Source organism: Chromobacterium paludis, from assembly GCF_008275125.1.
Lineage (GTDB): Bacteria > Pseudomonadota > Gammaproteobacteria > Burkholderiales > Chromobacteriaceae > Chromobacterium > Chromobacterium paludis.
The window spans coordinates 2521175-2544646 of sequence record NZ_CP043473.1; the positions used below are offsets into that span (position 1 = coordinate 2521175).

At 61.6% G+C, this 23472-nt stretch carries 26 protein-coding genes; 16 read left to right on the forward strand and 10 right to left on the reverse strand.

Features of this window, described 5'->3' with window-relative positions; all coding sequences use genetic code 11:
• Positions 1–22 precede the first annotated feature (22 nt).
• The 9 genes from FYK34_RS11740 to FYK34_RS11780 all read left to right on the forward strand — a co-directional run bounded on the left by FYK34_RS11740 (position 23) and on the right by FYK34_RS11780 (position 9058).
• Positions 23–988 (forward strand): ABC-three component system protein, encoded by a 966-nt coding sequence (locus tag FYK34_RS11740; RefSeq protein ID WP_149296685.1) that lies wholly within the window; start codon positions 23–25, stop codon positions 986–988.
• A complete protein-coding gene (locus FYK34_RS11745) occupies positions 972–1220 on the forward strand; it encodes an ABC-three component system middle component 8 (protein ID WP_149296687.1) in 249 nt (82 codons plus the stop codon). The genes FYK34_RS11740 and FYK34_RS11745 overlap by 17 nt, the downstream gene beginning before the upstream one ends.
• Positions 1207–3003 (forward strand): DUF2326 domain-containing protein, encoded by a 1797-nt coding sequence (locus FYK34_RS11750; RefSeq protein ID WP_149296689.1) that lies wholly within the window; start codon positions 1207–1209, stop codon positions 3001–3003. The genes FYK34_RS11745 and FYK34_RS11750 overlap by 14 nt, the downstream gene beginning before the upstream one ends.
• 29 nt (positions 3004–3032) lie before the next feature.
• Positions 3033–4949, forward strand: coding sequence for a restriction endonuclease (locus tag FYK34_RS11755; protein ID WP_149296691.1), 1917 nt, complete (start codon positions 3033–3035; stop codon positions 4947–4949).
• A gap of 346 nt (positions 4950–5295) precedes the next feature.
• Positions 5296–6240: an alpha/beta hydrolase gene (locus FYK34_RS11760; RefSeq protein WP_196782485.1), complete on the forward strand. Its 945-nt coding sequence runs from the start codon at positions 5296–5298 to the stop codon at positions 6238–6240.
• A gap of 404 nt (positions 6241–6644) precedes the next feature.
• Positions 6645–7949 carry an MFS transporter gene (locus tag FYK34_RS11765; protein WP_149296695.1) on the forward strand — a complete coding sequence of 435 codons (1305 nt, stop codon included), beginning with the start codon at positions 6645–6647 and terminating at the stop codon, positions 7947–7949.
• A 127-nt stretch (positions 7950–8076) separates the two neighbouring features.
• The gene (locus tag FYK34_RS11770; protein WP_149296697.1) at positions 8077–8391 is read left to right on the forward strand and encodes a DUF883 family protein; all 315 of its coding nucleotides are present in this window, start codon (positions 8077–8079) and stop codon (positions 8389–8391) included.
• Complete coding sequence (locus tag FYK34_RS11775; protein ID WP_149296699.1) at positions 8391–8783, forward strand: phage holin family protein; 393 nt, start codon at positions 8391–8393, stop codon at positions 8781–8783. Before FYK34_RS11770 ends, FYK34_RS11775 begins: the two co-directional genes overlap by 1 nt.
• Positions 8780–9058, forward strand: coding sequence for a hypothetical protein (locus FYK34_RS11780; RefSeq protein WP_149296701.1), 279 nt, complete (start codon positions 8780–8782; stop codon positions 9056–9058). Before FYK34_RS11775 ends, FYK34_RS11780 begins: the two co-directional genes overlap by 4 nt.
• On the opposite strand, the gene FYK34_RS11785 is transcribed toward FYK34_RS11780, so the two are convergent.
• A complete protein-coding gene (locus FYK34_RS11785; RefSeq protein WP_149296703.1) occupies positions 9026–9991 on the reverse strand; it encodes a hypothetical protein in 966 nt (321 codons plus the stop codon). The two genes, FYK34_RS11780 and FYK34_RS11785, sit on opposite strands and share 33 nt — an antisense overlap.
• Before the next feature lie 199 nt (positions 9992–10190).
• On the opposite strand from FYK34_RS11785, the gene tadA reads away from it, so the two are divergent.
• The 3 genes from tadA to FYK34_RS11800 are packed head-to-tail and all read left to right on the forward strand — an operon-like array spanning position 10191 to position 11966.
• A complete protein-coding gene (gene tadA, locus FYK34_RS11790; protein ID WP_149296705.1) occupies positions 10191–10925 on the forward strand; it encodes a tRNA adenosine(34) deaminase TadA in 735 nt (244 codons plus the stop codon).
• Position 10926: 1 nt separating this feature from the next.
• Positions 10927–11553 carry a L,D-transpeptidase gene (locus FYK34_RS11795; RefSeq protein ID WP_149296707.1) on the forward strand — a complete coding sequence of 209 codons (627 nt, stop codon included), beginning with the start codon at positions 10927–10929 and terminating at the stop codon, positions 11551–11553.
• Positions 11532–11966 carry a DUF2721 domain-containing protein gene (locus FYK34_RS11800; protein ID WP_231137251.1) on the forward strand — a complete coding sequence of 145 codons (435 nt, stop codon included), beginning with the start codon at positions 11532–11534 and terminating at the stop codon, positions 11964–11966. Before FYK34_RS11795 ends, FYK34_RS11800 begins: the two co-directional genes overlap by 22 nt.
• A gap of 7 nt (positions 11967–11973) precedes the next feature.
• Here FYK34_RS11800 and FYK34_RS11805 read toward each other — a convergent pair whose 3' ends face one another.
• The 4 genes from FYK34_RS11805 to FYK34_RS11820 all read right to left on the reverse strand — a co-directional run bounded on the left by FYK34_RS11805 (position 11974) and on the right by FYK34_RS11820 (position 16546).
• The gene (locus FYK34_RS11805) at positions 11974–12750 is read right to left on the reverse strand and encodes a class I SAM-dependent methyltransferase (RefSeq protein WP_168209725.1); all 777 of its coding nucleotides are present in this window, start codon (positions 12748–12750) and stop codon (positions 11974–11976) included.
• A gap of 203 nt (positions 12751–12953) precedes the next feature.
• Positions 12954–14480 (reverse strand): fumarate hydratase, encoded by a 1527-nt coding sequence (locus tag FYK34_RS11810; protein ID WP_149296711.1) that lies wholly within the window; start codon positions 14478–14480, stop codon positions 12954–12956.
• Positions 14481–14714: 234 nt separating this feature from the next.
• Positions 14715–15443 carry an MgtC/SapB family protein gene (locus FYK34_RS11815; protein ID WP_149296713.1) on the reverse strand — a complete coding sequence of 243 codons (729 nt, stop codon included), beginning with the start codon at positions 15441–15443 and terminating at the stop codon, positions 14715–14717.
• Positions 15444–15649: 206 nt separating this feature from the next.
• Complete coding sequence (locus tag FYK34_RS11820) at positions 15650–16546, reverse strand: DMT family transporter (protein ID WP_149296714.1); 897 nt, start codon at positions 16544–16546, stop codon at positions 15650–15652.
• A gap of 95 nt (positions 16547–16641) precedes the next feature.
• On the opposite strand from FYK34_RS11820, the gene FYK34_RS11825 reads away from it, so the two are divergent.
• Positions 16642–17463 (forward strand): AraC family transcriptional regulator, encoded by an 822-nt coding sequence (locus FYK34_RS11825; protein WP_149296715.1) that lies wholly within the window; start codon positions 16642–16644, stop codon positions 17461–17463.
• Here the strand turns inward: FYK34_RS11825 and FYK34_RS11830 are convergent.
• Both FYK34_RS11830 and FYK34_RS11835 read right to left on the reverse strand, forming a co-directional pair.
• Positions 17453–18868: a cryptochrome/photolyase family protein gene (locus FYK34_RS11830; protein WP_149296716.1), complete on the reverse strand. Its 1416-nt coding sequence runs from the start codon at positions 18866–18868 to the stop codon at positions 17453–17455. The two genes, FYK34_RS11825 and FYK34_RS11830, sit on opposite strands and share 11 nt — an antisense overlap.
• Complete coding sequence (locus FYK34_RS11835) at positions 18865–19815, reverse strand: LysR family transcriptional regulator (protein ID WP_149296717.1); 951 nt, start codon at positions 19813–19815, stop codon at positions 18865–18867. The genes FYK34_RS11830 and FYK34_RS11835 overlap by 4 nt, the downstream gene beginning before the upstream one ends.
• Here FYK34_RS11835 and FYK34_RS11840 point away from each other — a divergent pair.
• From FYK34_RS11840 to FYK34_RS11850, 3 genes are all read left to right on the forward strand, one after another.
• On the forward strand, positions 19790–20392 hold the full coding sequence (locus FYK34_RS11840; protein ID WP_231137252.1) for a DMT family transporter: 603 nt from the start codon (positions 19790–19792) through the stop codon (positions 20390–20392). The two genes, FYK34_RS11835 and FYK34_RS11840, sit on opposite strands and share 26 nt — an antisense overlap.
• 14 nt (positions 20393–20406) lie before the next feature.
• Positions 20407–20868 (forward strand): DMT family transporter, encoded by a 462-nt coding sequence (locus tag FYK34_RS11845; RefSeq protein WP_231137253.1) that lies wholly within the window; start codon positions 20407–20409, stop codon positions 20866–20868.
• A gap of 146 nt (positions 20869–21014) precedes the next feature.
• A complete protein-coding gene (locus FYK34_RS11850) occupies positions 21015–21392 on the forward strand; it encodes a VOC family protein (RefSeq protein WP_149296721.1) in 378 nt (125 codons plus the stop codon).
• Positions 21393–21396: 4 nt separating this feature from the next.
• Here the strand turns inward: FYK34_RS11850 and FYK34_RS11855 are convergent, their stop codons facing one another.
• The 3 genes from FYK34_RS11855 to FYK34_RS11865 form a co-directional block, all read right to left on the reverse strand.
• Entirely contained in the window at positions 21397–21834 is a 438-nt protein-coding gene (locus FYK34_RS11855; protein WP_149296723.1) for an RrF2 family transcriptional regulator, read from the reverse strand.
• Between the two features lie 55 nt (positions 21835–21889).
• Positions 21890–23104, reverse strand: a complete 1215-nt coding sequence (gene hmpA, locus FYK34_RS11860; RefSeq protein WP_149296725.1) for an NO-inducible flavohemoprotein — start codon at positions 23102–23104, stop codon at positions 21890–21892.
• Positions 23105–23215: 111 nt separating this feature from the next.
• Entirely contained in the window at positions 23216–23461 is a 246-nt protein-coding gene (locus FYK34_RS11865; RefSeq protein ID WP_149296728.1) for a hypothetical protein, read from the reverse strand.
• Positions 23462–23472: the final 11 nt, after the last annotated feature.

A 23472-nucleotide genomic window follows, 5' to 3' on the forward strand; every position in this document is an offset into this window, starting at 1 on the left:
AGCTGAAGGAAATGGGAGCCCAATGAAATTCGCATACGAAGACATGAGCGATGGTCAGTTCGAGACCTTGATCGTTCTTTTATGTCAGCGGTTGCTTGGGGCTGCCGTTCAGGGTTTTGCAAAAGGGCCTGATGGTGGGCGCGATGCTAAGTTCATTGGGACAGCGGAACTACATCCAAGCAAGTCGGCGCCGTGGATCGGTACAACCATCGTCCAAGCCAAGCACACCAACGGCTATAACCGTAACTTCTCCGAGTCCGACTTCTTTAGCACGACGACCGCGAACACAGTGCTGGGAAAAGAAATTCCCCGCATCAAAAAACTGCGTGAGGCCAAGCAGCTCGATCATTACATGCTGTTTGCCAACCGTCGGCTGGCGGGCAATGCCGAAACTGAGATACGCGAATACATCGCGTCTCAGTGCGTCATTCCTGCCTCGTCGATTTATCTCTGCGGGCTGGAGCAACTGGAAATCTGGCTTAAGCGATTCCCCGAGGTTGCGAAAGAAGCTGACCTTGACCCTGTCGATTCTCCGTTGATTGTCAGCCCCGATGACCTGGCTGAAGTAGTGCAGGCATTGGCCCGCCAGAAAGATGGCGTGGCCGCGCTGCTAGACGATCCACCGACTGCGCGTGTGACCTACGAGCAGAAAAATGCACTCAACAACATGAGTGCCGATTACGCGAAGGTACAGCGGCGGAAATACCTCAAGGAGACCGCTCAAATTCGGGCTTTCCTGGCGGCACCGGAAAACCTTGACCTGCTGCGCATGTACGAGTCTGTGGTTGATGAGTTCCAACTCAAGATCATCGCCAAGCGCAAGGACTACCAGACATTCGACGAGGTTATGGAGTATCTGGTGGACCTTTTGTTCAGCCGTGACCCTGTATTGCGACAGCACGCTCACAAGCGTCTGACGCGTGCCGTACTTTTCTACATGTATTGGAACTGTGACATTGGGGAGGTGGGCGATGCTGCGGCCGACTAAGCACTCTCATCCTGATCGCACGGTCATTAACGTCTCGTTGCTGCTATTGGCTCGCTTGAAGGTCCGACGCGTAGATGAATACGATGTATTGCGCAAATTTGCGAAAAAAAGTGTCGTTGGCGGGGACGTGCTGTTCTTGCCGGCATTGAATTTTCTGTATCTCATGGGCTTGATTGAATATCGACCCAAGACCGATGCCGTGGAGTACATGGGGCCAAATGAAGCTGTCTAGACTTTATTCCAACAAGCCTGACTTGTTCGAGCCCGTGGAGTTCGTCCAGGGCTTGAACGTCGTCATGGCTGAAATTCGTCTGCCGGAGAACAGAAGCAAGGACACTCACAACCTCGGCAAGACCACGCTTGGGCGCTTACTCGACTTTGGTTTCCTCGCCAAGCGCGATCCCAAGTTCTTTCTTTTCAAGCACGCCGAATTGTTCAAGGACTTCATCTTCTTCCTGGAGATTGAGCTGGAAGATGCTTCGTTCGTGACGATCCGACGCGGCGTGGAAGAAGCTACCAAGATTAGCTTCAAGCGACACGAGGCCGGGCATCAGGACTTGTCGGGATTGCCGTTGGCGGAGTGGGATCACCAGGACATGCCCTTTGAGCGAGCACGTGACCTGTTGGATGGATTGCTTGACTGGCGCGCATTAAAGCCTTGGGCGTTCCGAAAAGGCTTGGGCTATCTGCTGCGCTCTCAGGATGATTTCCGCGACGTTTTTCATCTTCGCAAGTTCGCGGCTGCGCATTCGGATTGGAAGCCTTTTCTGGCTCACGTTCTCGGCTTTGACGCTCAACTCGTGGCACAGCACTATGAGAAGGAAGAGCAGCTTGCGGAGAAGCAGGCCACCACGCAGACCATCAAGAATGAGTTGGGTGGGTCCATTGAGGACATCAGCAAGATCGAGGGCATCCTGTTGCTCAAGCAGAAAGAGGCTGAGAAGAAGCAGAAGCTGCTCGACGCCTTCGACTTCCGCGCGCAGGATAAAGACAGCACCAAGCAATTGGTCGATGACATCGACGAGCGGATTGCGTCCCTTAATGCTGAGCGCTACTCGCTCAACCAGAACAAGAAGAAGATCATTGCCTCGCTGGAAGATGATCAGATCCTCTTCAATCCTGATGAAGCGCAGCGCCTGTTCGAGGAGGCCGGTGTCCTGTTCAAGGGCCAGATCAAGAAGGATTTCCAACAGTTGATTGCCTTCAATCGGGCCATTACCGATGAGCGCCGAGGCTATCTGCAGGAAGAACGCGCGGAGGTCGAGGCTGAGCTTAAGCGCATTAATGCAGAGCTGAATACCCTGGGCAAGAAGCGCTCGGAGATGCTCTCATTCCTGAGCGGTACCGATATCTTTGGCAAGTACAAGCAGGTGTCCGACGAGATGGTGACGCTGCGTGCCGACATTACTTCGTTGGAGCGTCAACGCGGTTTCCTACATCGTCTGCAGGAGTTGCGAACTGAGATCAGGGCGTTGACCGAAGAGCGTGGGCATTTGCAGACCCAGATTGAGGCGGATGTCGAGAAGCAAAACTCTGATCAGAGCAGCTTGTTCTCGGCAATTCGCGTGTTCTTCAGTGAAATTGTTGAAGAGGTGATCGACCGCAAGGCGCTGTTGAGCGTATCACCGAACCTGGCGGGGCATCTGGAGTTTAGGGCGGAGATTCTTGATGAATCAGGCAATGCAACCAGCGCCGATCTCGGGCACACGTATAGGAAATTGCTATGTATTGCCTTTGACTTGGCAATTTTGCGAGCCCATTTGGACGACAAGTTCCCGCGCTTTGTTTATCACGACGGCGTTTTCGAGTCCCTGGATGATCGCAAAAAGGAGAATCTGCTTGCGGTCGTTCGTCGGTATGCTGAGTTGGGGCTGCAGCCAGTTATTACGCTTATCGATTCTGATTTGCCAGCCCGTGATACCGATGAGGAGCCGGTATTCTCCTCTAATGAGGTTGTGATCGCATTGCATGATGAGGGTGAACAGGGGCGGCTCTTCAAAATGAAAGCTTGGTAATTTAGAGGCCTCGAAGGTATCGAAAATTTATGAGTGACATTTTTGAAGGTGTTCGCGAGATTGATTTAAATAATTTGCTGGAATCTCCAGAACCACAGGATTATCTCGTCTATGAGCCTAAACTAGGTTCGCTTCCCTTTGATCAAGTTCCTTGGCAAAGCTTCGAGAAGCTAAGTGCGCGACTACTGGAGGCGGTCTCCGGTGGCAAGATCATGCAAGCGTTCAGTTATGGTGGGAACGGTCAAGCCCAGTACGGCATTGATGTTGTTGCACTGAAATTTGGTTCAAGCAAACAAACTGTCTTGCAATGCAAAAATGTCAGGAAGGTTAAGCGCGGGGAACTGCGTAAATGGATTGGCAAATTTTTATCTGACAGAAAACGTGGAGATGCGGACCACTATATTCTTTGCGTTCCCTGTCAGGTCGAAAATGATGCCAAACTTGTCGAAGAATGGAGTGAGCAGGAGCGGTTACTTGACAGTGAAGGCATCAGTGCCGAGTTGTGGAGTTTAAGTCGTCTTCACTCGATGCTTCGTGATCAACCAGGGCTGATTGCAGAATTTTTCGGGGATCGATATGTGTCGAGTTTTTGCGCAATTCCTCCGGCGCCCGATCGATACCCGGAGCGTTATCGGCGCGAGTTTAAATCTCAAAACGAAAACTACTTCGTCTTCGAGAATGAAACGGCGCGGCTCGATATATTTGTGCCAGATGATCGAAGGCCTCGGGTTTCTGCTTCGTTGTCGTTTGCCCGTGCGGACCTGAGTGGCATCACTTTTACTATTCCTAGTTCGCCCCTAGTTGAATGGCTACAGTGGATCGGTCATGCCAAGGACTTGTCCAAGCCTCCTTATGCGTTGCAGGCGCCTGGATTCGAGGGACGTCATGTTTTTTGTGCACCCGATGTTCGACTAATGTTGGACGACAGCGAGCTAGGGCATATACATTGGATTTTTAAAAATGCATGGCTAGCCTATCACCAGGCGGCTAAAGACATTGAGGCAAAATGGCGCTTCTTACGGTTTAGTCCTATAGAGGATGCCCAAAAAAGAACGTTTGCACTAGCAAAAGTTAGCCGTCAATTGTGGAGAACAATACTCGCGTTTGCCCGTGAGCATGATTGCAGCCATGGCAAATCAGATTGGTATATTTTTGATGGGGCGCCAGGCGTTCTCAAGGTTTATGTTGAAACCACTACTGAGAGGCTTGAGAGTGGCTATCACTTGATCATGTACGGGTATCAGGAAGGTGGAATAGTGCTTCCGCATGAAGATTCCATCATGCTGGGGTGGGCGCCACTTACATCAATTTCCGACGAGCCAATTGAATTGCACCCACGTTTGGCGTGGGATGCTGAGTATACGCACGAATGGATTTTTCGCGAACTTGTGCCCACTGTGAAGAAATGGGTTGAACGGAAACAGGAAGAAGATAACAATTCTTACGGTGTTTTGAGAAGATTTGTTCCCCGTAAGCGGGCCGAAGTGGATTTGTCTCCCCATATCTATTCACTTCAGAAGATGCCCATCCGTTTCATGTCGAGTGGAACAGTTACTTTAGCTGCTTTGGCTGAGTATACGGAGATACTCCAGTCATTCTTCCATGTCTATCGACGTGCTGCGCAGGTCCCGGGCGAATCAGTTACGAGCATCCTCAGTTTGTTGATTCGGCTGTTGCCATTGATCAAAGCGCCAGACGAACATTACATTCGGGGAAATCTTCAGCTTGGTAACGAGGATTTGTCTGCGGAAATATCCAAAGTTATTCTGCGTGGCCCGGTCGCTTTGAGCAATCCGACATGGCTTGATATGAGTCTGCGCTCATTGAGTGCGTTGTTGCGGGGTGCTCAGGAGCTTCCGAATTCAGAACTGGTGTTGATCGGCGAAGCGCTTGCCCCACTTTGGGACCGCATGGCTGAGGACCGGATTTGCGACAGCTTACGATAGAGTCCGTCTCTTATGTTGTGCATGGTATGCTTCATGGTATCGGTCTACGCATCTTTTTTATGTATTTGATTCTTAATGGTTTTTCCATGTTATTTACAATTGAGTGGGAATGATCCCACGTTAGACCACAGTTGGCATCCACCAGCAAAAAAACCTCAAAAGCCCGCGTCACTGCGGGCTTTTGAGGTTTTCAGTCAAGCATGGATTCTGTTGTATAAGCCTTGGGTGGGAACGGTCACACACAAGTGCTGACCATCGGCGGTATCCACCTCATCGGCAAACTACAAATGAAATGCCATTGAAATAGCAAGAGGCGTAAGATGGATTTTTCCCCATGGAGTCCGTCATGCGCCCGCTCTCCTCCGCCATCCTGCTCGCCGCGCTGGCCGCCGCCCCCGCGCTAGCCGCCAGCGATCAGCCCATCTCACTGGACACCGCCAGCGGCCGCATCGCTGGCTCTCTGCTGCTGCCGGATCACGCCGACAAGCCGCCGGTGGCGCTGATCATCGCTGGCTCCGGCCCCACCAACCGCGATGGCGATAATCCCGGCCTGCCCAATGGCAGCGGCGGCTATTTGAAGCAGCTGGCCCAGGCGCTGGCCGATGCCGGCATCGCCTCCGTGCGCTACGACAAGCGGGCGATAGGCGAAAGCCGAGCGGCGGGACTGGATGAGGCCGCGCTACATTTCGACGATTACGTGGGCGACGCGGCCGGCTGGGTGGCCAAACTGAAGACAGACCCGCGCTTTTCCAAAGTGGCGGTGATAGGCCATAGCGAAGGTTCGCTGATCGGCATGCTGGCGGCGGAGAAACAAGGCGCGGCCGCTTTCGTCTCTCTGGATGGCCCGGCCCGCAACGCGGCCGACGTGCTGCGCACGCAGCTGGCGCCGCGCCTACCGGGAGACTTGGCCAAGCAAAGTGAGCGCATCCTGCAGGCCCTGCAACAGGGCCGCGAAGCCGACAAGGTGCCCGGCCCGCTGATGGTGGTGTACCGCCCCAGCATACAGCCCTATCTGATCTCATGGTTCCGCTACACCCCGACCACGGCCATTCGCGCGCTGAAAGCGCCCACGCTGATCGTGCAAGGAGAAGCCGACCGGCAAGTCGCCAAGACCGAGGCAGAAGCGCTGCACGCGGCCAAGCCGGATAGTCAGCTGGAATGGATACCCACCATGAATCACCTGCTGCGCGACAACGATCTGCAACACCAGGCCGCTTATGGCGAAGCCCCGCCGCCGCTGGCGCCGGCGCTGATCCAATCCGTCACCCGTTTCCTGAAACAGACCCTGTAACACCGTCCTGGCAACTGGGCGCCTCTCTCTCTGGAGAGAGAGGCTTTGTCATAACCCCATCGGACCTACCGCCTCCTCCGCGCGTCAGCAAGGGAATCTATGCCTCCGCTGGGTTTGGCCTGGGGCTTAAGCCGCCTCCCCCAAACCGCCTCACGCCACCTGGTGGCTATTCACTCTTTCATGCTTGACTGATGTCAGCAATAGCTTTATTTGGCGGGCATTTCCGTCTCGCCCCACCGCCTTTCTATCCTAAAATAATGCGATAGGAATATTATTATTACCGTAGAATAGCTATCCCGCGCTAAACTGGCGCCCATGCGCGAGCGAGCCCCCGGCCAAGGCCTGGCCCGCTCTTTACCATCGCGATGCCACTGACAGGCATCCGAGCAATCCGTGATTGATCCATGACCACAAACCAATCCACCCCGCTCACCCGCACCGACTACAAGACGCTGGGCCTCGCCGCGCTGGGCGGTGCGCTGGAAATCTACGATTTCATCATCTTCGCCTTCTTCGCCACCACACTGAGCAAGCTGTTCTTCCCCCCGGACATGCCGGAATGGCTGCGCCTGCTGCAAACCTTCGGCATCTTCGCCACCGGCTATCTGGCGCGGCCGCTGGGCGGCATCCTGATGGCCCACTTCGCCGATGTCCTGGGCCGCAAACGCGTGTTCAGCCTCACCATCCTCTTGATGGCCGGACCTTGCCTGCTGATCGGCCTGATGCCCACCTATGCCGACATCGGCATCGCCGCCCCGCTGATCCTGCTATCCCTGCGCATCCTGCAAGGCGCGGCAGTGGGCGGCGAGGTACCCAGCGCCTGGTCCTTCGTCGCCGAGCACGCGCCGCTGCGCCACCGCGGCTACGCGCTGGGCGTGTTGCAGGCCGGACTGACCTTCGGCTACCTCTTGGGCGCGCTGACCGCCACCTTTCTGGCGCGCGTGTTCACGCCGCAGGAGATGCTGGATTACGGCTGGCGCATACCCTTCTTGCTGGGCGGGCCGTTTGGCCTGATCGGCGTCTGGCTGCGCCGCTGGCTCAGCGAAACGCCGGTGTTCCTGGCGATGCGCGAGCGCCAGGATGCCCGCGCAGCCTATCCGCTGATGGATGTGCTGCGCGGCCATAAAGCCACCCTGCTGCCGGCCGCGGCGCTGACCTGCGTGCTGACTTCCGCCGTGGTGGTGCTGGTGGTGGTGACCCCCACGCTGCTGCAGCAACGCTTTGGCCTGCACGCCGACCGCGCCTTCGCGCTCAGCAGCGTCGGCATCGTGTTCCTCAATATCGGCTGCGTGATCGCCGGCCGCGTCTGCGACCGCATCGGCCAGCGCCGCAGCCTGGTTCTATACAGCCTGCTCTTGCCGCTGGGCGTGGCCGCGCTGTATGGCGACCTGATAGGCGGCTGGGGCTGGACCGGCCTTGCCTACGCCTTTGCCGGCCTGTGCTGCGGCATCGTCGGCGTGGTGCCGTCCATCATGGTGGGCATGTTCCCGGCGCAGGTGCGGGTATCCGGCATTTCTTTCACCTACAACATCGCCTATTCGATCTGGGCCAGCGTCACGCCTTTGCTGCTGATCGCCGCCATGCCATGGAGCCCCTGGATCTGCGTGCTGTACTGCGCGGCAGTGGCCGCGGTGAGCATAATCTGCGGCCGCGCCGCCCGTCCGGCGCGGGAACCATCGCTGGACGAGGCGCTCTACCAGCGTGGATGAAACGTTTGACCGCCTGGTTTGACTCGCTTGCGGCGGCCTGTTAGCTTGAATTGGCGCAGCCGCATGCTTGCGGCGCGCCATGTCTGCGTTTCGCGTTGTTTTCTTTCATCATTGTCAGGAGGTTGTCATGTCGAATGCCGCCATCGCCAAGGAAAAAGAACAGCTGCTGGATGACGTACGCCAAGTATTGGCCAGCACCGAAGAACTGATAGACGCCACCGTCGATGACGGCAGCGCGCAAAGCAAGGAGCTGCGCAAGCGCCTGAGCGAAAAGCTGGGCACGGCCAAGGCCAAGCTGCGCGACGCCGAAGTGGCCGTAATGGGCAAGGCCAAGGAAGCGGCCAAGGCCACCGACGAGTACGTGCATGAAAACCCGTGGAAATCCATAGGCATCGCCGCCGGCGTAGGCTTTCTGCTGGGCATGCTGGTGTCCCGCCGCTGATGTCTGACACTGCGCGCCCGCCGCGGCCCGGCACTCTGCGTTCCTTCGTCCATGGCGCGGCCGCCCTGCTGTTTACCCGCGCCGAATTGGTGGCGCTGGAAGCGCAGGAGTTCAAGGACGACATCGTCAGCCATCTGCTGCAAGGCATGTTGGCGCTGGTGCTGCTGGGCTGCGGCCTGATCGCCGCCGTGCTGGCGCTGTGGGCGCTGACGCCCGCCGCCTGGCGGCTGGCGGTGATGGCCGGCCTGGCTCTGGCGCTATGCGGCGCCGCGGCCGTCTTGCTGTTCCAGTTACGCAAGAAGCGATTGGCGCAGGCGGCGCCCTTTTCCACTTCGCTGGAAGAGCTGCGCAAAGACTGGGCCGCACTGGGGCCCGGCGGAGAGCAGGCATGACGCCGCAGGACCGCGCGCTGAAGAAGCAGCTGCTGGTGATGAAGGGCGAGGCGCTGCGCGTGAAGCTGCGGCTGGAAAAACAGCGGCTGGCCGATCCGCTGCGCTGGGCGGGCCAAGGCTTCAGCTGGTGGCGCGATGCAGGCGGCGCGGGCTCGCTGCTTGGCATGCTGGGCCAGCTCTTGCCCCAAGGGAAGCTGGGCCGCTGGCTGAAAGGCGGCTCCCGGCTGTTGACGGTCTGGCGCTTATTCCGCCGCTTGCTGGCCAACACCCCCTGAGGCGGCCTCGCCGTCCGCCGCCACGCTCACGCCGAGGCCGGAATCGCCCATCGCCGCCATGGCCTCCGGGCCGCCCTTCAATATCTTGTCCACATCCTGCAAGGCTTTGTCCGCCGCGTGCATGTCCTCGCGCAGCTGGCGCTCCTTTTCCTTGTCCTGATCCTTCAGCAGCTGGGCCATTTGCTTGATGAAAGCCTGAATCATCTTCAGCGTGCGCTGCATGTCGCGGATGTCTGGATCGTTAGCCACCGGATTGCCCTTGGTCAGCATGGCGCCCAATCTCGCGTCTGCGCCTGTCGGCGCGCGGATCGCGGATGCAGCCGCCCCTGGAGGCGTCTCCTGCACCACGCCACCGTCGGCCCCCGCCTCCTGCCCCGCCTCCGCGCCGCCGGTTGGCGTCGGCTCGTCCGCTGCGGCATCCTGCGCGCCATCGCTTGACGCGGCTGTCTGCCCGACATCCTGGCTGGTGGATGGATCGGCAGCGGCATTGCCCGCGTTCACGTTGACGGCCACCTGAGTGTCGGCCGCATTGCGGGTCATGCTGGTGACCAGCTCCTTCAGATCGCGCGCCAGACGCGCCAGTTCTCCAGCCAAGGCGCGCAAGCTCGCCTTGTCGTGCGTCATCAGCATCATCTGCCGCAACGAATCCACTCTCTGCTTGAGCATTTGTTTCTTGAGCTGATCCGTTTCCCGGTTTTGCTGTTTGACGGGACGATTCAGGTCCACGCGCAGCTTCTGCATATAGTCCTGCCACCCCTGATTCAGCGATTGCTGCAGGCTGCCGTTCAAGGCCGCAGGGCGCAAGGGCGGGCTGCCGGCCGCGCCGGAAGCATCTTGCCCAGAGGGAGGCGCATCGGCGGAGCGGGATGGGGTCAGGCTGCGCGTCAACGCAAGCCTGCTGGAAACGGCGGGCTGGGAAGTAATCACAGACATGGCAGGCTTTCTATTGTTATGAGCTGATATCGGCCTGGCCACCTCATTCTTTATGCAAAAATTTGGCAGCAATAAAATTTCAAAAGCATAAAAATAAATCACCCCCAGGCTCACCGCCGCGCCAAGACGCGGATTTGGCCGCTGCCGCCAAACGCGCGATAATGAGAGTACCGCCGCAACCGCATTTCGCCTCAAGCTCGTGACGCTGACCTCCCCTCCTCTTCCTCCTTCCGCCCTGGCCTGGCTGGCCGAGCAGGGTATTCGCACGCGTCCGCAATTGCAGGCCTGCGGCGCGGCCACCGCTTTTCTGCGACTGAAAGCGGCCGGCCATACCGTGACCCGGCGTTTATTGTTCGCCCTGGAGGCCGCCGCGCGCGGCGTGCATTGGCAAGACTTGAACGATGAGGACCGCGCCGCCTTGCTGCGCCAGCTGGCGGCGCATCCACCGGTTTCGCTGCCGCCATCGCCATCGGCATGCCGACGCTACCTGGCACAAGCGCGGGAGCTGGCTGCGCAGGCGGCCAGCGAGGGCGAAGTGCCGGTCGGAGCCTTAGTGGTCAAGGATGGCGAGATCATAGGCCGCGGCTACAACCAACCCATAGGCCGCCATGATCCATCGGCGCATGCCGAGATGCTGGCGCTGCGCGATGCCGCCGCGCGGCTAGGCAACTACCGGCTGGATGGCTGCGATCTCTATGTCACGCTGGAACCCTGCCCGATGTGCAGCGGCGCCATCCTGCACGCGCGCATCGCCCGCGTGATCTACGGCGCGCGCGACGCCAAGATAGGCGCGGCCGGCAGCGCCATCGACCTATTCGCCGACGCGCGCCTCAATCACCACGCCGCGGTGTTCGGCGGCGTCGATGCCGAAGTCTGCGCGGAGCAGCTGTCCGATTTCTTCCGGCAACGCCGGCAAAGCGCGGCGGAAGACTGAGATGCGCCGCCTCCTCGTCCTGCTGCTGGCCGGCCTAGCCCATTCGTGCCTGGCGGCCGACAACGCCGCCGCGCTGATTCTGCAGGCGCAGGCGGCGGCGCCGCTACAGGCCACCCACCCCAATGCCCGCCATTACGGCGAGCCGTGGATCTGGGTGGGCGTGAAATCGCAAACCTTGCGCCTGCTGGACGGCTGGGGCCGCGTGCAAAAAGAATACGTGGTTTCTACGGCCAAGAACGGCATGGGCGAGAACACCGGCAGCTACCAGACGCCGCGCGGCTGGCATACCGTGTGCGAGAAAATCGGGGCGGGTGCCGCGGAAAACACCATCATCTTCCGCCGCCAAGTCACGCCGTGGAAATACACGCCGGAACTGCATGCCCAATACCCGAACAAAGACTGGATATTGACGCGCATCCTGTGGCTGTGCGGCCAGGAACCGGGCTTGAACCAGGGGGGAAACGTAGACAGCTATGATCGGGCCATCTACATCCACGGCGCCGGCGATCATGTACCATGGGGCCGCCCCAGCTCGCTGGGCTGCGTCCGCATGAAAAACCGAGATGTGATTGAACTGTTCGATGCCGCGCCCGTTGGCATCGACGTATGGATAGACGAGAACGCCTGATGCACTCCGCGCTGAACCTGGCCACTCCGGCCCTGCTTTTCCCCGCCGTTTCCCTGCTGTTGCTGGCCTATACCAACCGTTTCCTGGGCCTGGCCGGCATCATCCGCAATCTGTACGAGGAATACCGCGACAGCCATGACCCCAAGATCCTGCGCCAGATCGGCAATCTGCGCACCCGCATCACGCTGATCAAATGGATGCAGTTCATGGGCATCGCCAGCCTGTTCCTGTGCACGGTGGCGATGTTCCAGATCTACACCGGCTGGCAGGCGACCGGCGAAATCACCTTCGGCGCCAGCCTGCTGAGCATGATCGCCTCGCTGGCCATTTCGCTGATCGAACTGATCCGCTCCTCGGACGCGCTGAACATCCTGCTGTCCGATCTGCAGGCCGAATACGACCGCCAGCGCTGAGATCCCCTCAATAGCGGCCGGCAAAAACCGGCGCCGTATCCTTGCGCGCCACCAGAAGGTGCAGCGGCAACGCCACGTGCCGCGTCCCGCCCCCATGTCCCCAGGCCCGGGAGATGCGCAGGCAGGCATCGTCCAGAATGCTCTCGCCCAGGGCCTGCTTGCACAGCTTGCTGGCTGAGGTGGTATTGAGAAAGCCCAGAAAACGCTCCAGCGTCCATTCCTCATGGATGGTAAAGCTGGGAGCCTTCAACAGCGGCAAGGGACAGCCGCTGCCGCGGAAATCATCCCACAACAGCTGGCAGCGGCTGGACCAGAACGGCTCGATGATGGACCACAGTACGCTGCAAGCCTTGTCCACCTCTGGCGACACCTCGCAATGATGGTAGCCCCAGGCGGCGAAAATACCGCCCGGCTTCAGCACGCGCAGCGCCTCCGGCCAGAATGAAGGCAAATGGAACCAGTGCAGCGCCTGCGACACGCAGATCAGATCGAAACAATCGTCGTCGAACGGCGTCACCTCCGCCGGACATTCGCGGTAATACACCTGCTTGTGCCGCTCCGCGACCGACAGCTGGTTGAAATTGATATCGGTGGCGTCCACCCGGGCAAAACTCTCCCCCAGCCGCACCGCCGTCTGGCCATTGCCAGTCGCGCAATCCCAGGCGCGCTGGCGGCCCGGGCACAGGGGGAGCAGCCAATCGTACAGGGCTTCCGGATAGCTTGGACGGAAGCGCGCGTACAAATCCGAGTAAAGACCGAAACTGGCAACGGAGCTGGTCGTCATACTCATAATCCGGTAAGTAGAAACACTGAAACCATGCCGAGAACATTTTCAGTATGTATGACCTAAGCGACGGATTTGCAAGACAAAAATTAAATTTTGCCGATTGGGCTAAAGTGGTTGCAGCCTAGCCGCAACATTGGCCACCGTTCTGCGTCAGACAAAAAAAATGCCGCCCTCACGGACGGCATCTTTCATGCATGCACTTATGCCAGATTGACCGGAATCTTGCCGATCTTCACCCGCCACTCCGCCGGGCCGGTGTTGTGCACCGAGGTGCCACAGGCATCCACCGCCACCGTCACCGGCATGTCCTGGACCTCGAACTCGTAGATCGCCTCCATGCCCAAATCGGCGAAACCCACTACCTTGGACGCCTTGATCGCCTTGGACACCAGGTAGGCGGAGCCGCCCACCGCCATCAAGTACACGGCCTTGTTGTCCTTGATCGCCTCGATGGCCGCCGGGCCGCGCTCGGCCTTGCCTATCATGCCCAAGAGGCCAGTCTGCTCCAGCATCTGGCGCGTGAACTTGTCCATGCGGGTGGCGGTGGTCGGGCCGGCCGGGCCCACCACTTCGTCGCGCACCGGGTCCACCGGACCCACGTAGTAAATGAAGCGGTTGGTGAAGTCCACCGGCAGCGCCTCGCCCTTGTTCAGCATGTCTATCATGCGCTTGTGGGCGGCGTCGCGGCCGGTCAGGATTTTGCCGTTCAGCAGCAGCACATCGCCGGGCTGCCAGCTGGCCACTTCTTCCTTGGTGATCTTGTCCAGATCCACGCGCTTGCCGTTGGACGCGTCGTAGGTGATGTCCGGCCAGTCTTCCAACTTGGGCGGCTCCAGATGGGCCGGACCGCTGCCGTCCAGATGGAAATGGATGTGGCGGGTGGCGGCGCAGTTCGGGATCAGCGCCACCGGCAGCGAGGCCGCGTGGGTCGGGTAGTCCAGAATCTTCACGTCCAGCACCGTGGTCAGGCCGCCCAGGCCCTGAGCGCCTATGCCCAGCGCGTTGACCTTCTCGAACAGTTCCAAACGCAGTTGTTCAACCCGCGACAGTTCCGCGCCGGCGGCGGCCTTGGCCTTCAGTTCGTGGATATCCACGTGGTCCATCAGGCTTTCCTTGGCCAGCAGCATCGCCTTTTCCGGCGTGCCGCCGATGCCGATGCCGAGAATGCCCGGCGGACACCAGCCGGCGCCCATGGTCGGCACCGTCTTCAGCACCCAGTCCACGATAGAGTCGGACGGGTTCAGCATCGCCAGCTTGGACTTGTTTTCCGAGCCGCCGCCCTTGGCCGCGCAGATCACCTCCACCTGGTCGCCTTCGACGATCTCGAAGTGCACCACGGCCGGGGTGTTGTCCTTGGTGTTCTGGCGCTTGCCGGCCGGGTCGCGCAGCACGGAGGCGCGCAGCTTGTTGTCCGGGTGGTTGTAGGCGCGGCGCACGCCCTCGTTGACCATCTCCTGCACGCTAAGCTTGGCGTCCCATTGCACTTGCATGCCCACCTTCAGGAACACCACGGCGATGCCGGTATCCTGGCAGATCGGGCGCTGGCCTTCGGCGCACATGCGGCTGTTGACCAGGATTTGCGCCATCGCATCCTTGGCGGCGGTGCTTTCCTCGTTCAGGTAAGCCTGGTACAGCGCGTCGATATAGTCTTTCGGGTGGTAGCAGCTGATGTACTGGAAGGCATCGGCGATGCTCTGGATGAAGTCTTCCTGGCGGATGATGGTCATAAGGCTGTCTCGAGAAGCCGGGCGCCGGTGCGGCCGCCCGTGGATTACCCCGCCGCCGGCGCTGGATGGAACCGGCGTCGCGCGGACACTAAAAACCTGTCCCGATTGTAACACTGTCCGTCATAAACTTTGACTCTGAACAAGGCGCGCGGGCGCGTATCGCGCCGGACTGGCGCCAATGCGAAACCGCCGCCTGACGGATTGTCGCGGCGGCGGTTGGTGGCATGACGCGGATCACTCGCTGGTGCTGGTGTTCCAGTAAGCCTGGCTGATGTAGGGCTTGGCCGTCAGCGCCTCGGCGATGCGGTCCAGTTCGTCCGAGTCCACCGAGGTGGCCAGCAAGGTGGCGGTCATTTCCACCTCGTCGTCGCCGAAGGCCTCCACATCCAGATCGCCCACCGGGTAATTGGCCTGCTCCAGCAAGTCGCCCACCTGGGCCAGGGCCTGTTTCTGCCCCTCGCGCGTGGCGATGACGCACAGCTGGTAAGTCACCTCGCTGGCGTCGTCGTCGATAGGCCTGCGGTTGATCGAGTTCACCACCGGCCTGAGCAGGGTATTGACCGCCAGCACGAACACCGTGGTCAGCACGGCCTGCCCGAGCAAGCCCGCCCCGGCGCAAGCGCCGGTGGCGGCCGAGCCCCACAACGTCGCCGCCGTATTGAGGCCGCGGACATTCAGCCCTTCCTTCATGATGGTGCCCGCGCCCAGGAAGCCCACGCCTGACACCACGTATGCCACCACGCGCGCGGCGCTGCCGCTGCCATCCAGCTGCAAGGCCATATTGACGAAGGCCGCCGCGCTGACCGCCACCAGGGCATTGGTGCGCAAGCCCGCCGTGCGCTGGCGATATTGCCGCTCCAGGCCGATCACCGTGCCGCAGACAAAAGCCATGGCCAGGCAGATCAGCGAATGCAGCAGGCCGAACCAGTCTAGATCGAACAGATTGTGCAAATTGTAATGCATGCGCCCTCCCGCTTGCTTTGGATGGTGGATCGCAGGACGGGTGCCTGGTGGTTTTGCGGGAAAGCCACCAGGCACCGATCCTGAAGCGAAGCCGCTTGCGCGGCCTCGCCTTGCCGCGGCGCGCATGCGCGCGCCAACGGCCGACACCATACCGCGCCGCTCGCCGCCTGGGCAAGCCGCCCGCTGTCAGTAGGCGCGCCGGCCGCTCAAGGCCGCGCCGGCGCCAGTCGGCGCAGCCTGCCCGGATTGAGCATGCCCTGCCCCAGCGCCACGCCCAGCAGAATCATGCCGCCGCCCAGCCAATGGTAAGAATGGATGGTCTCTCCCAGCAGCGCGCTGGCCAGCAAGGCGGTGAACAAGGGCAGCAGATTCATGAAGATGGCGGTGCGGTCGCTGCCCAGCTTCTGGATGCCGCGCATCCACAGATAGGCGGCGAACAAGGAGGAGCCGATCCCCGCGAACAAGACCAGGCCCACGCCCTGGGCCGGCACGGCCATGCTGCGAGCGGTGAGGGTGAGCGGCAGCAGCAGCAACACCGCCAGGCTGGCCTGCAGATAGAGATTGAGCCAGGCGCCGAACGGCGGCGCCCAGCGCCGCAGCAGGATGCCGTACAGGGCATAAGACGCGGCGCCGGCCAGGATCAGCGCGTCGCCGGTATTGACGCCGTTGGCCAGCAGGCTGGCCGGGCTTCCCTTGCCCAGCAGGTAAACCACGCCGGACAAGGACACCGCCACGCCCAGCCAAGCCAGCGCGCTGACCTTCTGGCGGAATACAGCGGCGTTCAGCAGCAGGCCCAACAACGGCACCAGCGCGGTGATCACGCCCATATTGGTGGCGCTGGTGCTGTGCGCCGCGTAATACGCCAGGCACTGGAACATCACCATGCCCAGCGCGGACAACGCGACAAGCTTGCCCAGCCAGGGCTTCAATTCGCGCGCGCGGCGGCGCAGCTGCGGTAGGCAGAACGGCGTCAACACCAGCGCCGCCACCAGCCAGCGGTAAATGGAGATCGCCGCCGGGTCCAGCACCTGGGCGGCGGCCTTGGAAACAATCACGTTGGCGGCCCAGATCAGCACCGCCAGCAGGGGGAACAGCATGGCCATCACAGCCTCCTTCGACTCGATGCGTCTATTCTAGAGTCGTCCGTTATGGACGATATAATGCAAAACAGACAATTCACTGAGGCGAAGCAGACAGGATGAGCCCGGACCTAGACGACTATTTCGCCAGCGACGCCGCGCTGCCGGAACCCGCGCCGCTGACCTTTCGCTACCATCGCTTCACGCCCAGGAGCGAGTTCGCCCGCCACCGCCATCGCTGGGGCCAGCTGAGCCGCATCAATCTGGGCCTGGTGGAGCTGCTGCTGGACGAGGGCAAGGTGGTGGCGCCGGCCCAGTATCTGCTGTGGACGCCGCCGGAAGTGCCGCACGCGGCCTATGTGCGGCAGGCCATGCACTACATCTCGATCTACGTCAGCGGCGAGATGGCCGCGCGGCTGCCGGACCACACCTGCCTGATCGAGCAGACGCCGCTGGTGCGCGCCCTGCTGGACGACTTCGCCCTGCGCCGCATTACCGTGCCCAGCGATCCCTGGGACATCCGCCAGGCCCAGCTGCTATGCCAGCGGCTGCTGGAGTCGGGAAAAGAGGCCAACTACCTGCCGGATAGCGGCCACAAGCTATTGCGCCCGATACTGGACGCCATCCGCCATGATCCGGCCGACGCCACGCCCTTGAAACAATGGTCGGAGCGCGTGTTCAGCACCGAGCGCACGCTGGCGCGGCTGTTCCAGCGCGAGCTGGGCATGAGCTTCGGCCAATGGCGCGGCCGCGCGCGGCTGGTGGAAGCGCTGGCGCGGCTGCGCCAGGGCGACAGCGTGCAGGACATCTCGGCGCGGCTGGGCTACGCCACGCCGTCCGCCTTCATCGCCATGTTCCAGAAGCAGCTGGGCGACTCGCCCGAGCGCTACCGGCGGCAGCTGCTGGAGGGCGGGCAAGGGAACGAGGACGTCAGCGCTTGAACAAGGCCAGCGCCAATTCGCGCTGAACGGCGTGATCGACGATGGGATGCGGGTAGTCCCGCCCCAGCCGCACGCCGGCGTCCATCAACTGTTCCGGTTTGGCCAGCCACGGCGCGTGGATCAGCTTGTCCGGCAGCGCCGCCAGCTCCGGCACGTAACGGCGGATGAAGCGGCCGTCAGGGTCGAATTTCTCGCTCTGGCTCACCGGGTTGAAGATGCGGAAATAAGGCTGGGCGTCGCAGCCGGTGCTGGCCGCCCATTGCCAGCCGCCGTTATTGGCCGCCAGGTCGAAGTCCAATAGCTTTTCGGCGAAGTAGCGCTCGCCCCAGCGCCAGTCAATCAAGAGATCTTTCACCAGGAAGCTGGCCGCCACCATGCGCAGCCGGTTATGCATATAGCCGCTATGGTTCAGCTGCCGCATCGCCGCGTCCACCAGCGGGTAGCCGGTTTGTCCGTTTTTCCAGGCCTCGAACCCTTCCGCGTCATTGGGGAAAGGCAGCGCGTCGTACTCCGGCTTGAACGCGTGTTCCACCACGTCCGGCCGGTGCCACAGCACTTGCTGGTAGAAATCGCGCCAGATCAGCTCGCTCAGCCAAGTCATCGCCCCCTCGCCGCCGTCATGCCAGGCATAGGCCGCCAGCCGGCGGATGGAAATGGTGCCGAAGCGCAGATGGACGCTGAGATAGGACACGCCCTTGATGCCGGGGTAGTCGCGCATGGTCTTGTAATGGGCGATGCGGCGGGAAAAATCGGCGAACAGGGCCTCCGCCCCGTCGGCGCCCGCCCGCACCGGCAGCGCGGCCAGGTCGCTGGGGCCAAAGCCGATGTCGGCCAGCGACGGCATGGCCTCGGGCGCGCGCGGCAGCAGCGCGTCCAGATAGCGCCGCACCGGATAGGCCTGCAGATGGAAGGGCGTCAGTTTTTTCAGCCAGGCGTTCTTGTACGGCGTGAACACGGCAAACGGCTTGCCGGCGCCGGTCAACACCTCGTCGGTTTCAAAGACCACCTGATCCTTGCAGGAATGGAAGGCGATGCCGCGCTCGGCCAGCTTCTCCGCCACCTCCGCGTCGCGCGCGCGCGCGGCCGGCTCGTAATCGCGGTTGCAGAACACCGCCTCCGCGCCCAGCTCCGCCGCCAACCGCGGTATCTCATCCCGCGGCTGGCCATGGCGGATCAGCAGGTCGCCGCCCAGCTGATTCAACTCCGCCTTCAGCGCCGCCAAGCTTTGATGAATGAAGTCGACGCGGCGGTCGTCGCGCGGCAACGCGTCCAAAATCGAGGCGTCGAACACGAACACCGGCAGCGCCGCCCGGCTGTGCTTCAGCGCGTGGTAAAAAGCGGCATGGTCGTCCAGCCGCAAATCGCGGCGCAACCAGACCAGCGCCGTGCCTATCGTCTTGCTCATGGTTGGCTCCCGTTTGGCGATGCCAGCAAAGATGCGGGCAGGCCGCTGTCCCACAAGGGCAGCTCCCCGCCCAGCTTTTCCTGCAGAAAATCGATGAACGCGCGCGCCTTGGCCGGCAGCCGCCTGCGCTCGGGATAGACGACGTGGATGGCGTGCCGCGGCAAAGGGTAATCGGTCAACACCGCCTTAAGCCGCCCCGCCGCCAGGTCCGGCCCGACGATGAACGTGGGCATCTCGCAAATGCCCAGCCCGGCTAGCAGCGCATCGCGGCGCGCCTCGCTATTGTTCACCTGGTAATTGCCGCGCGGCTGCACGCGGATGTCGCCGCCCGGCCCCTGGAACACCCAGCTGGCGCCGCCGCGATAATAGGAATACGCGATGCAGTTATGCTGGGCCAGTTCCGCCGGATGCGCGGGCTCGCCATGCTCCGCCAGATAGTCCGGCGAGGCGCACACCCACACCCGGCACGGCGCTAGGCGGCGCGCCACCATGCTGTTGTCCGGCAGATTGCCGATGCGCACCGCCAGATCGTAGCCATCGGCCACCAGGTCCACCATGCGGTCATCCATCGCCAGGTCCAGTTCGATATTGGGATGGCGGCGCAGAAATTCCGGCACCAGCGGCGACACATGCAGGCGGCCGAAAGCCATCGGCGCGCTGACGCGCAGCAAGCCGGCCGCCTGGCTTTGCAGGCCGGCCGCCGCCTCCTCCGCCTCCATGGCGATGGCCAGCGCGTGGCGCACGCTGTCGTAATAGCGCTCGCCGGCCTCGGTCAGGCTCAGGCTGCGGGTGGTCCGCTGCAGCAGCCGCACATTCAGCCCGGCCTCCAGTTGCTGCACCCGCTTGCTGACGGCGGATTTGGTCAAGCCCAGCTTGGCCGCGGCGGCGGAAAAACTGCCCGCCTCCACCACGGCGACGAAGATGGGGATCGCGGCGAAATGCTCCATCGCTATTGTCCACTTATTCTCTACGATAAGTTTCCACAAAGCCGGATTATCAGTCAATCAAACACAATATACGATGCGTTTCATTCCATCACTGACAAAACCCATGGCCATGCCCACACCACGCATTCCACTCAATCGATTCACGCTGCCGGCGCTTGCGCTGTTCGCTGGCGGCTTGCTCGCGCTGATGATCCATAGCAACAGCCAACTCGCGCGCGACAGCAATCCGCTGTGCGCCTCTTGGCTGGCGCACGGCATCGGCATGCTGGCCGCTTTGCTGATATGGCTGGCCATGCCGGCCTCAAAGACGACAGGCCGTTCAGACCCGCCGCCCATCTGGGCTTACCTTGGCGGCGTGCCTGGCGCGCTGGTGGTGTCGCTGGCCGCCATCACCGTCAATAGCCCGCTGGCGATGTCCGGCACGCTGGCGATAGGCATGCTAGGGCAAGTTCTCTTTGGTTTGCTTTCCGACCATTGTGGCTGGTTTGGCCTGCCGAAGCGGCGCTATCGCCTGCCAGACACCCTGGCGCTGCTGCCCATCCTGTCCGGCTGCGCCCTTTTGATTTTTGGAGCCTGAACATGGGGTATTTGATGCTATTGGCGCTGACGAACGGGTTTTGCATAGCTGCCAGCCGCGCCATCAACGGCAAGCTTGCGCAAAGCCGCGGCGCGATGTCCGCCTCTTTCTGGAATCATCTGGGAGGGTTTCTGTTTCTCAGCCTGCTGCTTATAGTCGGGAGCGCCCCATATCGCCTGCCGTTGCAGGCGCCCGGCCTGGCTTGGCTGGGAGGCGCGATGGGCGCCTGGTTTGTCGCGATCAACAGCATGGCGCTGCCCAGGCTGGGCGTCATGAAAACCACGCTGCTGGTGATAACGGGCCAGATGATCAGCGGCGTCCTGATCGACCACGTGTCGGGAGCAAGCGCTAAATCGGCCCCGCTGCAACTGGTCGGCATCGCGCTGATCTTGGCGGGTCTGTATCTGTCGAAACGCCGCCCGGAATCACCCGCCGAGTCCCCGACTCCGTCTGGCATGCGCAAACCCACGCTTTAAGTTCGGGGCGAGATGACGAGTCCGCCGGCCATGCGCGGCGCGGCGGCAAGCGCGGCTATCGCCCCGATCATGATATTCAAATTCTCTCGCCCCGCGCCGCGGGCTTAGCATGGGACATCCAATACTAAACGCTGCCAGGAGACGCCATGCCGCCCTTCGCCATTCTCAAGATCGACCACATCGTGCTGCGCGTCCGCGACACGGCGCTCGCGGAACGCTTCTACCTGGAGGTACTGGGCTGCGAGGTGGTGAAGCGGCAAGGCCAGCTGGCGCATTTGCATGCCGGGAGCGCGCTGATTGATCTGGTCCCCGCGGAGGGTTCGGAAACGGGCGCCAATGTGGATCACTTCTGCCTGCGGGTGGAGCCTTTCGACGAGGACGCGATCCGCGCCCACTTGGCGCGTTGCGGGGTCGATGTCGCTCCTGCCATGCCCCGCTTTGGCGCGGACGGCGTCGGGCCGTCCATTTACCTGCGCGACCCGGACGGCAACGGCGTGGAATTGAAGGGCCCGCCGCAGGCCTGAGCGCTCAGACCGCGGCGCGATGCAGGCGGATGATGGCCTCGCCGGTGGGGCCGGCGACGATGTCGCGCAGGGTATAGCCGTCCAAGGCCAGAAAGAAAGCCGCCAGCGCCTCGTCCAGCACGCCTTTGAGCAGGCAGCCCTGACGCAGCGCGCAGGGCGGCTCGGCGCAGTCTATCAAGCGCGGTTTCCCTTCCAGCGCGCTGACCACTTCGCCCAGCCGGTAATGCTCGGGCGGACGCGCCAGCGCCAGCCCGCCGCCCTTGCCGCGCGTGGTAACCAGCCAGCCTTGCTGCCCCATGAAGTGCACCACCTTGACCAGATGATTGCGCGACACCTCGAACCGCTCCGCGATTTCAGGAATGGTGGCCAGCTGGCCGGGCTGCTGCCCGGTCAGGTACATCAGCACGCGCAGTCCTAGGTCGGTGAATCGGGTCAGTTGCATGGCGTTCTTCTCGTGCGGGAAACCGGGGGCAGCATACCGCTTCTGGCCTATGGCCTCAATCGTCGCCAGAGTTGGAGCCAAATACCTCGCTATGGATGCGTTCGTCCGGCACGCCCAGGCGGCGCAGGCTGTCGCGCTGCGCGCGCATGAAGCCCAGCGGGCCGCACAAGTAGTAGTCCGCATCCGGCAACACCGCCAACGCCTTCACCTCGCCCAAATCCAGGCGTCCGGCGGCATGGTAATCGACGCCCAGCACATCCTGCGCGCGCGGCGCTTCGTAACGCACGTGGATCTGCAACTGCGGATGGCGCTCAGCCAGCTGGCGCACTTTCCGCCCCATCGCATGCGCGCCGCCGTGCCGCGCCGCGTGCAGGAAGCGCACTTCGCGGCCACCCTGCTTGAGCAAGCGGGCCAGCATGGCCTGCATCGGCGTCTGGCCGACGCCGGCGCTGATCAGCACCGCCGGGCCGGAACGGTCTTCATCCAGGAAAAAGTCGCCCTGCGGCGCGGTCAGCTCCAGCACATCGCCTTCGTTCACTTCGCGATGCAGCAGATTGGACACGCGTCCCGCCGGCTTGCCCGCCGCCGCATCCTCGCGCTTGACCGAGATGCGCAGGTACTCGCCGCTGGGCGCGTCGGACAGGCTGTATTGGCGCGGCTGGCTCAGGCCCCATTCGCCGACGAAGCGCTTGACCGTCACGTACTGGCCCGGCTTGAACGCCGGCAGCGCGCCGCCGTCGCAGGCCTCCAGATAGAAGGACACGATCTCTTCGCTCTCCGCCACCTTGCGCGCCACGCGGAACGGACGCCAGCCGCTCCAGCCGCCGGCCGCGTTGGTGGACTCGCCATACATGCCGTTCTCGATGCCGATCAAAGTCTCCGCCAGCAGTCCGTAGGCCTCGGCCCAGGCCTGGATCAGATCGTCGCTGGCGGCTTCGCCCAACACCTCGCGGATGGAGGCCAGCAAATGCTTGCCGACGATGGGATAGTGCTCGGCGCGTATGCCCAGGCTGACATGCTTGTGCGCGACTCGGGTCAGCACCGGCAACAGCGGGGACGGGTCTTCGATGTGCTGGGCATAGGCCAGCACCGCGCCGGCCAAGGCTTGCTGCTGCTGGCCGGAGTGTTGATGGCCCTGATTGAACAGGTTCTTCAATTCCGGGTTGTGCTCGAACATGCGGCGATAGAAATGGCTGGTCAGCGTCACGCCGTGTTGTTGCAGCACCGGCACGGTGGCCTTGACCAGGGATAGGGTTTGTTCGCTCAGCATGCGGGGCTCCTTAAGATTCTTTAAAAATACATCTTTAATGGCCGAAAAAATCCACCGCATGCCATCGCGGCGGATAAGATGTAAGAATAATATACCTTTAATTGATCACTGTCAGAAAATTACTTTCGCCCTGCTGGCGCTGTTGCCATTTTGCAGCAGTCCACTTCCAGCCCATTCCCACATCATCAATTTTAAATCACCGGCAATCGACTCGGATAACGCACCAATTTGAGGCAATTCCGCCGACATCTGCGCCATGATTGACCACACAAAATAAAACAAGCGTTTGAACTGGCGCAAATGCCGCCGCCATGCTTTTGCTATAGTCCGTAACAAAATTACATCGGCATCCGGCAAGACTTTTACCC

Excerpts from the sequence above, each read along its gene's own strand:
- FYK34_RS11740 (WP_149296685.1), top strand. The coding sequence starts at position 23 with ATGAAATTCGCATACGAAGACATGAGCGATGGTCAGTTCGAGACCTTG.
- FYK34_RS11745 (WP_149296687.1), top strand. The coding sequence starts at position 972 with ATGCTGCGGCCGACTAAGCACTCTCATCCTGATCGCACGGTCATTAAC.
- FYK34_RS11750 (WP_149296689.1), top strand. The coding sequence starts at position 1,207 with ATGAAGCTGTCTAGACTTTATTCCAACAAGCCTGACTTGTTCGAGCCC.
- FYK34_RS11755 (WP_149296691.1), top strand. The coding sequence starts at position 3,033 with ATGAGTGACATTTTTGAAGGTGTTCGCGAGATTGATTTAAATAATTTG.
- FYK34_RS11760 (WP_196782485.1), top strand. The coding sequence starts at position 5,296 with ATGCGCCCGCTCTCCTCCGCCATCCTGCTCGCCGCGCTGGCCGCCGCC.
- FYK34_RS11765 (WP_149296695.1), top strand. The coding sequence starts at position 6,645 with ATGACCACAAACCAATCCACCCCGCTCACCCGCACCGACTACAAGACG.
- FYK34_RS11770 (WP_149296697.1), top strand. The coding sequence starts at position 8,077 with ATGTCGAATGCCGCCATCGCCAAGGAAAAAGAACAGCTGCTGGATGAC.
- FYK34_RS11775 (WP_149296699.1), top strand. The coding sequence starts at position 8,391 with ATGTCTGACACTGCGCGCCCGCCGCGGCCCGGCACTCTGCGTTCCTTC.
- FYK34_RS11780 (WP_149296701.1), top strand. The coding sequence starts at position 8,780 with ATGACGCCGCAGGACCGCGCGCTGAAGAAGCAGCTGCTGGTGATGAAG.
- FYK34_RS11785 (WP_149296703.1), bottom strand. The coding sequence starts at position 9,991 with ATGTCTGTGATTACTTCCCAGCCCGCCGTTTCCAGCAGGCTTGCGTTG.
- FYK34_RS11795 (WP_149296707.1), top strand. The coding sequence starts at position 10,927 with ATGCGCCGCCTCCTCGTCCTGCTGCTGGCCGGCCTAGCCCATTCGTGC.
- FYK34_RS11800 (WP_231137251.1), top strand. The coding sequence starts at position 11,532 with ATGGATAGACGAGAACGCCTGATGCACTCCGCGCTGAACCTGGCCACT.
- FYK34_RS11805 (WP_168209725.1), bottom strand. The coding sequence starts at position 12,750 with ATGACGACCAGCTCCGTTGCCAGTTTCGGTCTTTACTCGGATTTGTAC.
- FYK34_RS11810 (WP_149296711.1), bottom strand. The coding sequence starts at position 14,480 with ATGACCATCATCCGCCAGGAAGACTTCATCCAGAGCATCGCCGATGCC.
- FYK34_RS11815 (WP_149296713.1), bottom strand. The coding sequence starts at position 15,443 with ATGCATTACAATTTGCACAATCTGTTCGATCTAGACTGGTTCGGCCTG.
- FYK34_RS11820 (WP_149296714.1), bottom strand. The coding sequence starts at position 16,546 with ATGGCCATGCTGTTCCCCCTGCTGGCGGTGCTGATCTGGGCCGCCAAC.
- FYK34_RS11825 (WP_149296715.1), top strand. The coding sequence starts at position 16,642 with ATGAGCCCGGACCTAGACGACTATTTCGCCAGCGACGCCGCGCTGCCG.
- FYK34_RS11830 (WP_149296716.1), bottom strand. The coding sequence starts at position 18,868 with ATGAGCAAGACGATAGGCACGGCGCTGGTCTGGTTGCGCCGCGATTTG.
- FYK34_RS11840 (WP_231137252.1), top strand. The coding sequence starts at position 19,790 with ATGGGGATCGCGGCGAAATGCTCCATCGCTATTGTCCACTTATTCTCT.
- FYK34_RS11835 (WP_149296717.1), bottom strand. The coding sequence starts at position 19,815 with ATGGAGCATTTCGCCGCGATCCCCATCTTCGTCGCCGTGGTGGAGGCG.
- FYK34_RS11845 (WP_231137253.1), top strand. The coding sequence starts at position 20,407 with ATGCTATTGGCGCTGACGAACGGGTTTTGCATAGCTGCCAGCCGCGCC.
- FYK34_RS11850 (WP_149296721.1), top strand. The coding sequence starts at position 21,015 with ATGCCGCCCTTCGCCATTCTCAAGATCGACCACATCGTGCTGCGCGTC.
- FYK34_RS11855 (WP_149296723.1), bottom strand. The coding sequence starts at position 21,834 with ATGCAACTGACCCGATTCACCGACCTAGGACTGCGCGTGCTGATGTAC.
- hmpA (WP_149296725.1), bottom strand. The coding sequence starts at position 23,104 with ATGCTGAGCGAACAAACCCTATCCCTGGTCAAGGCCACCGTGCCGGTG.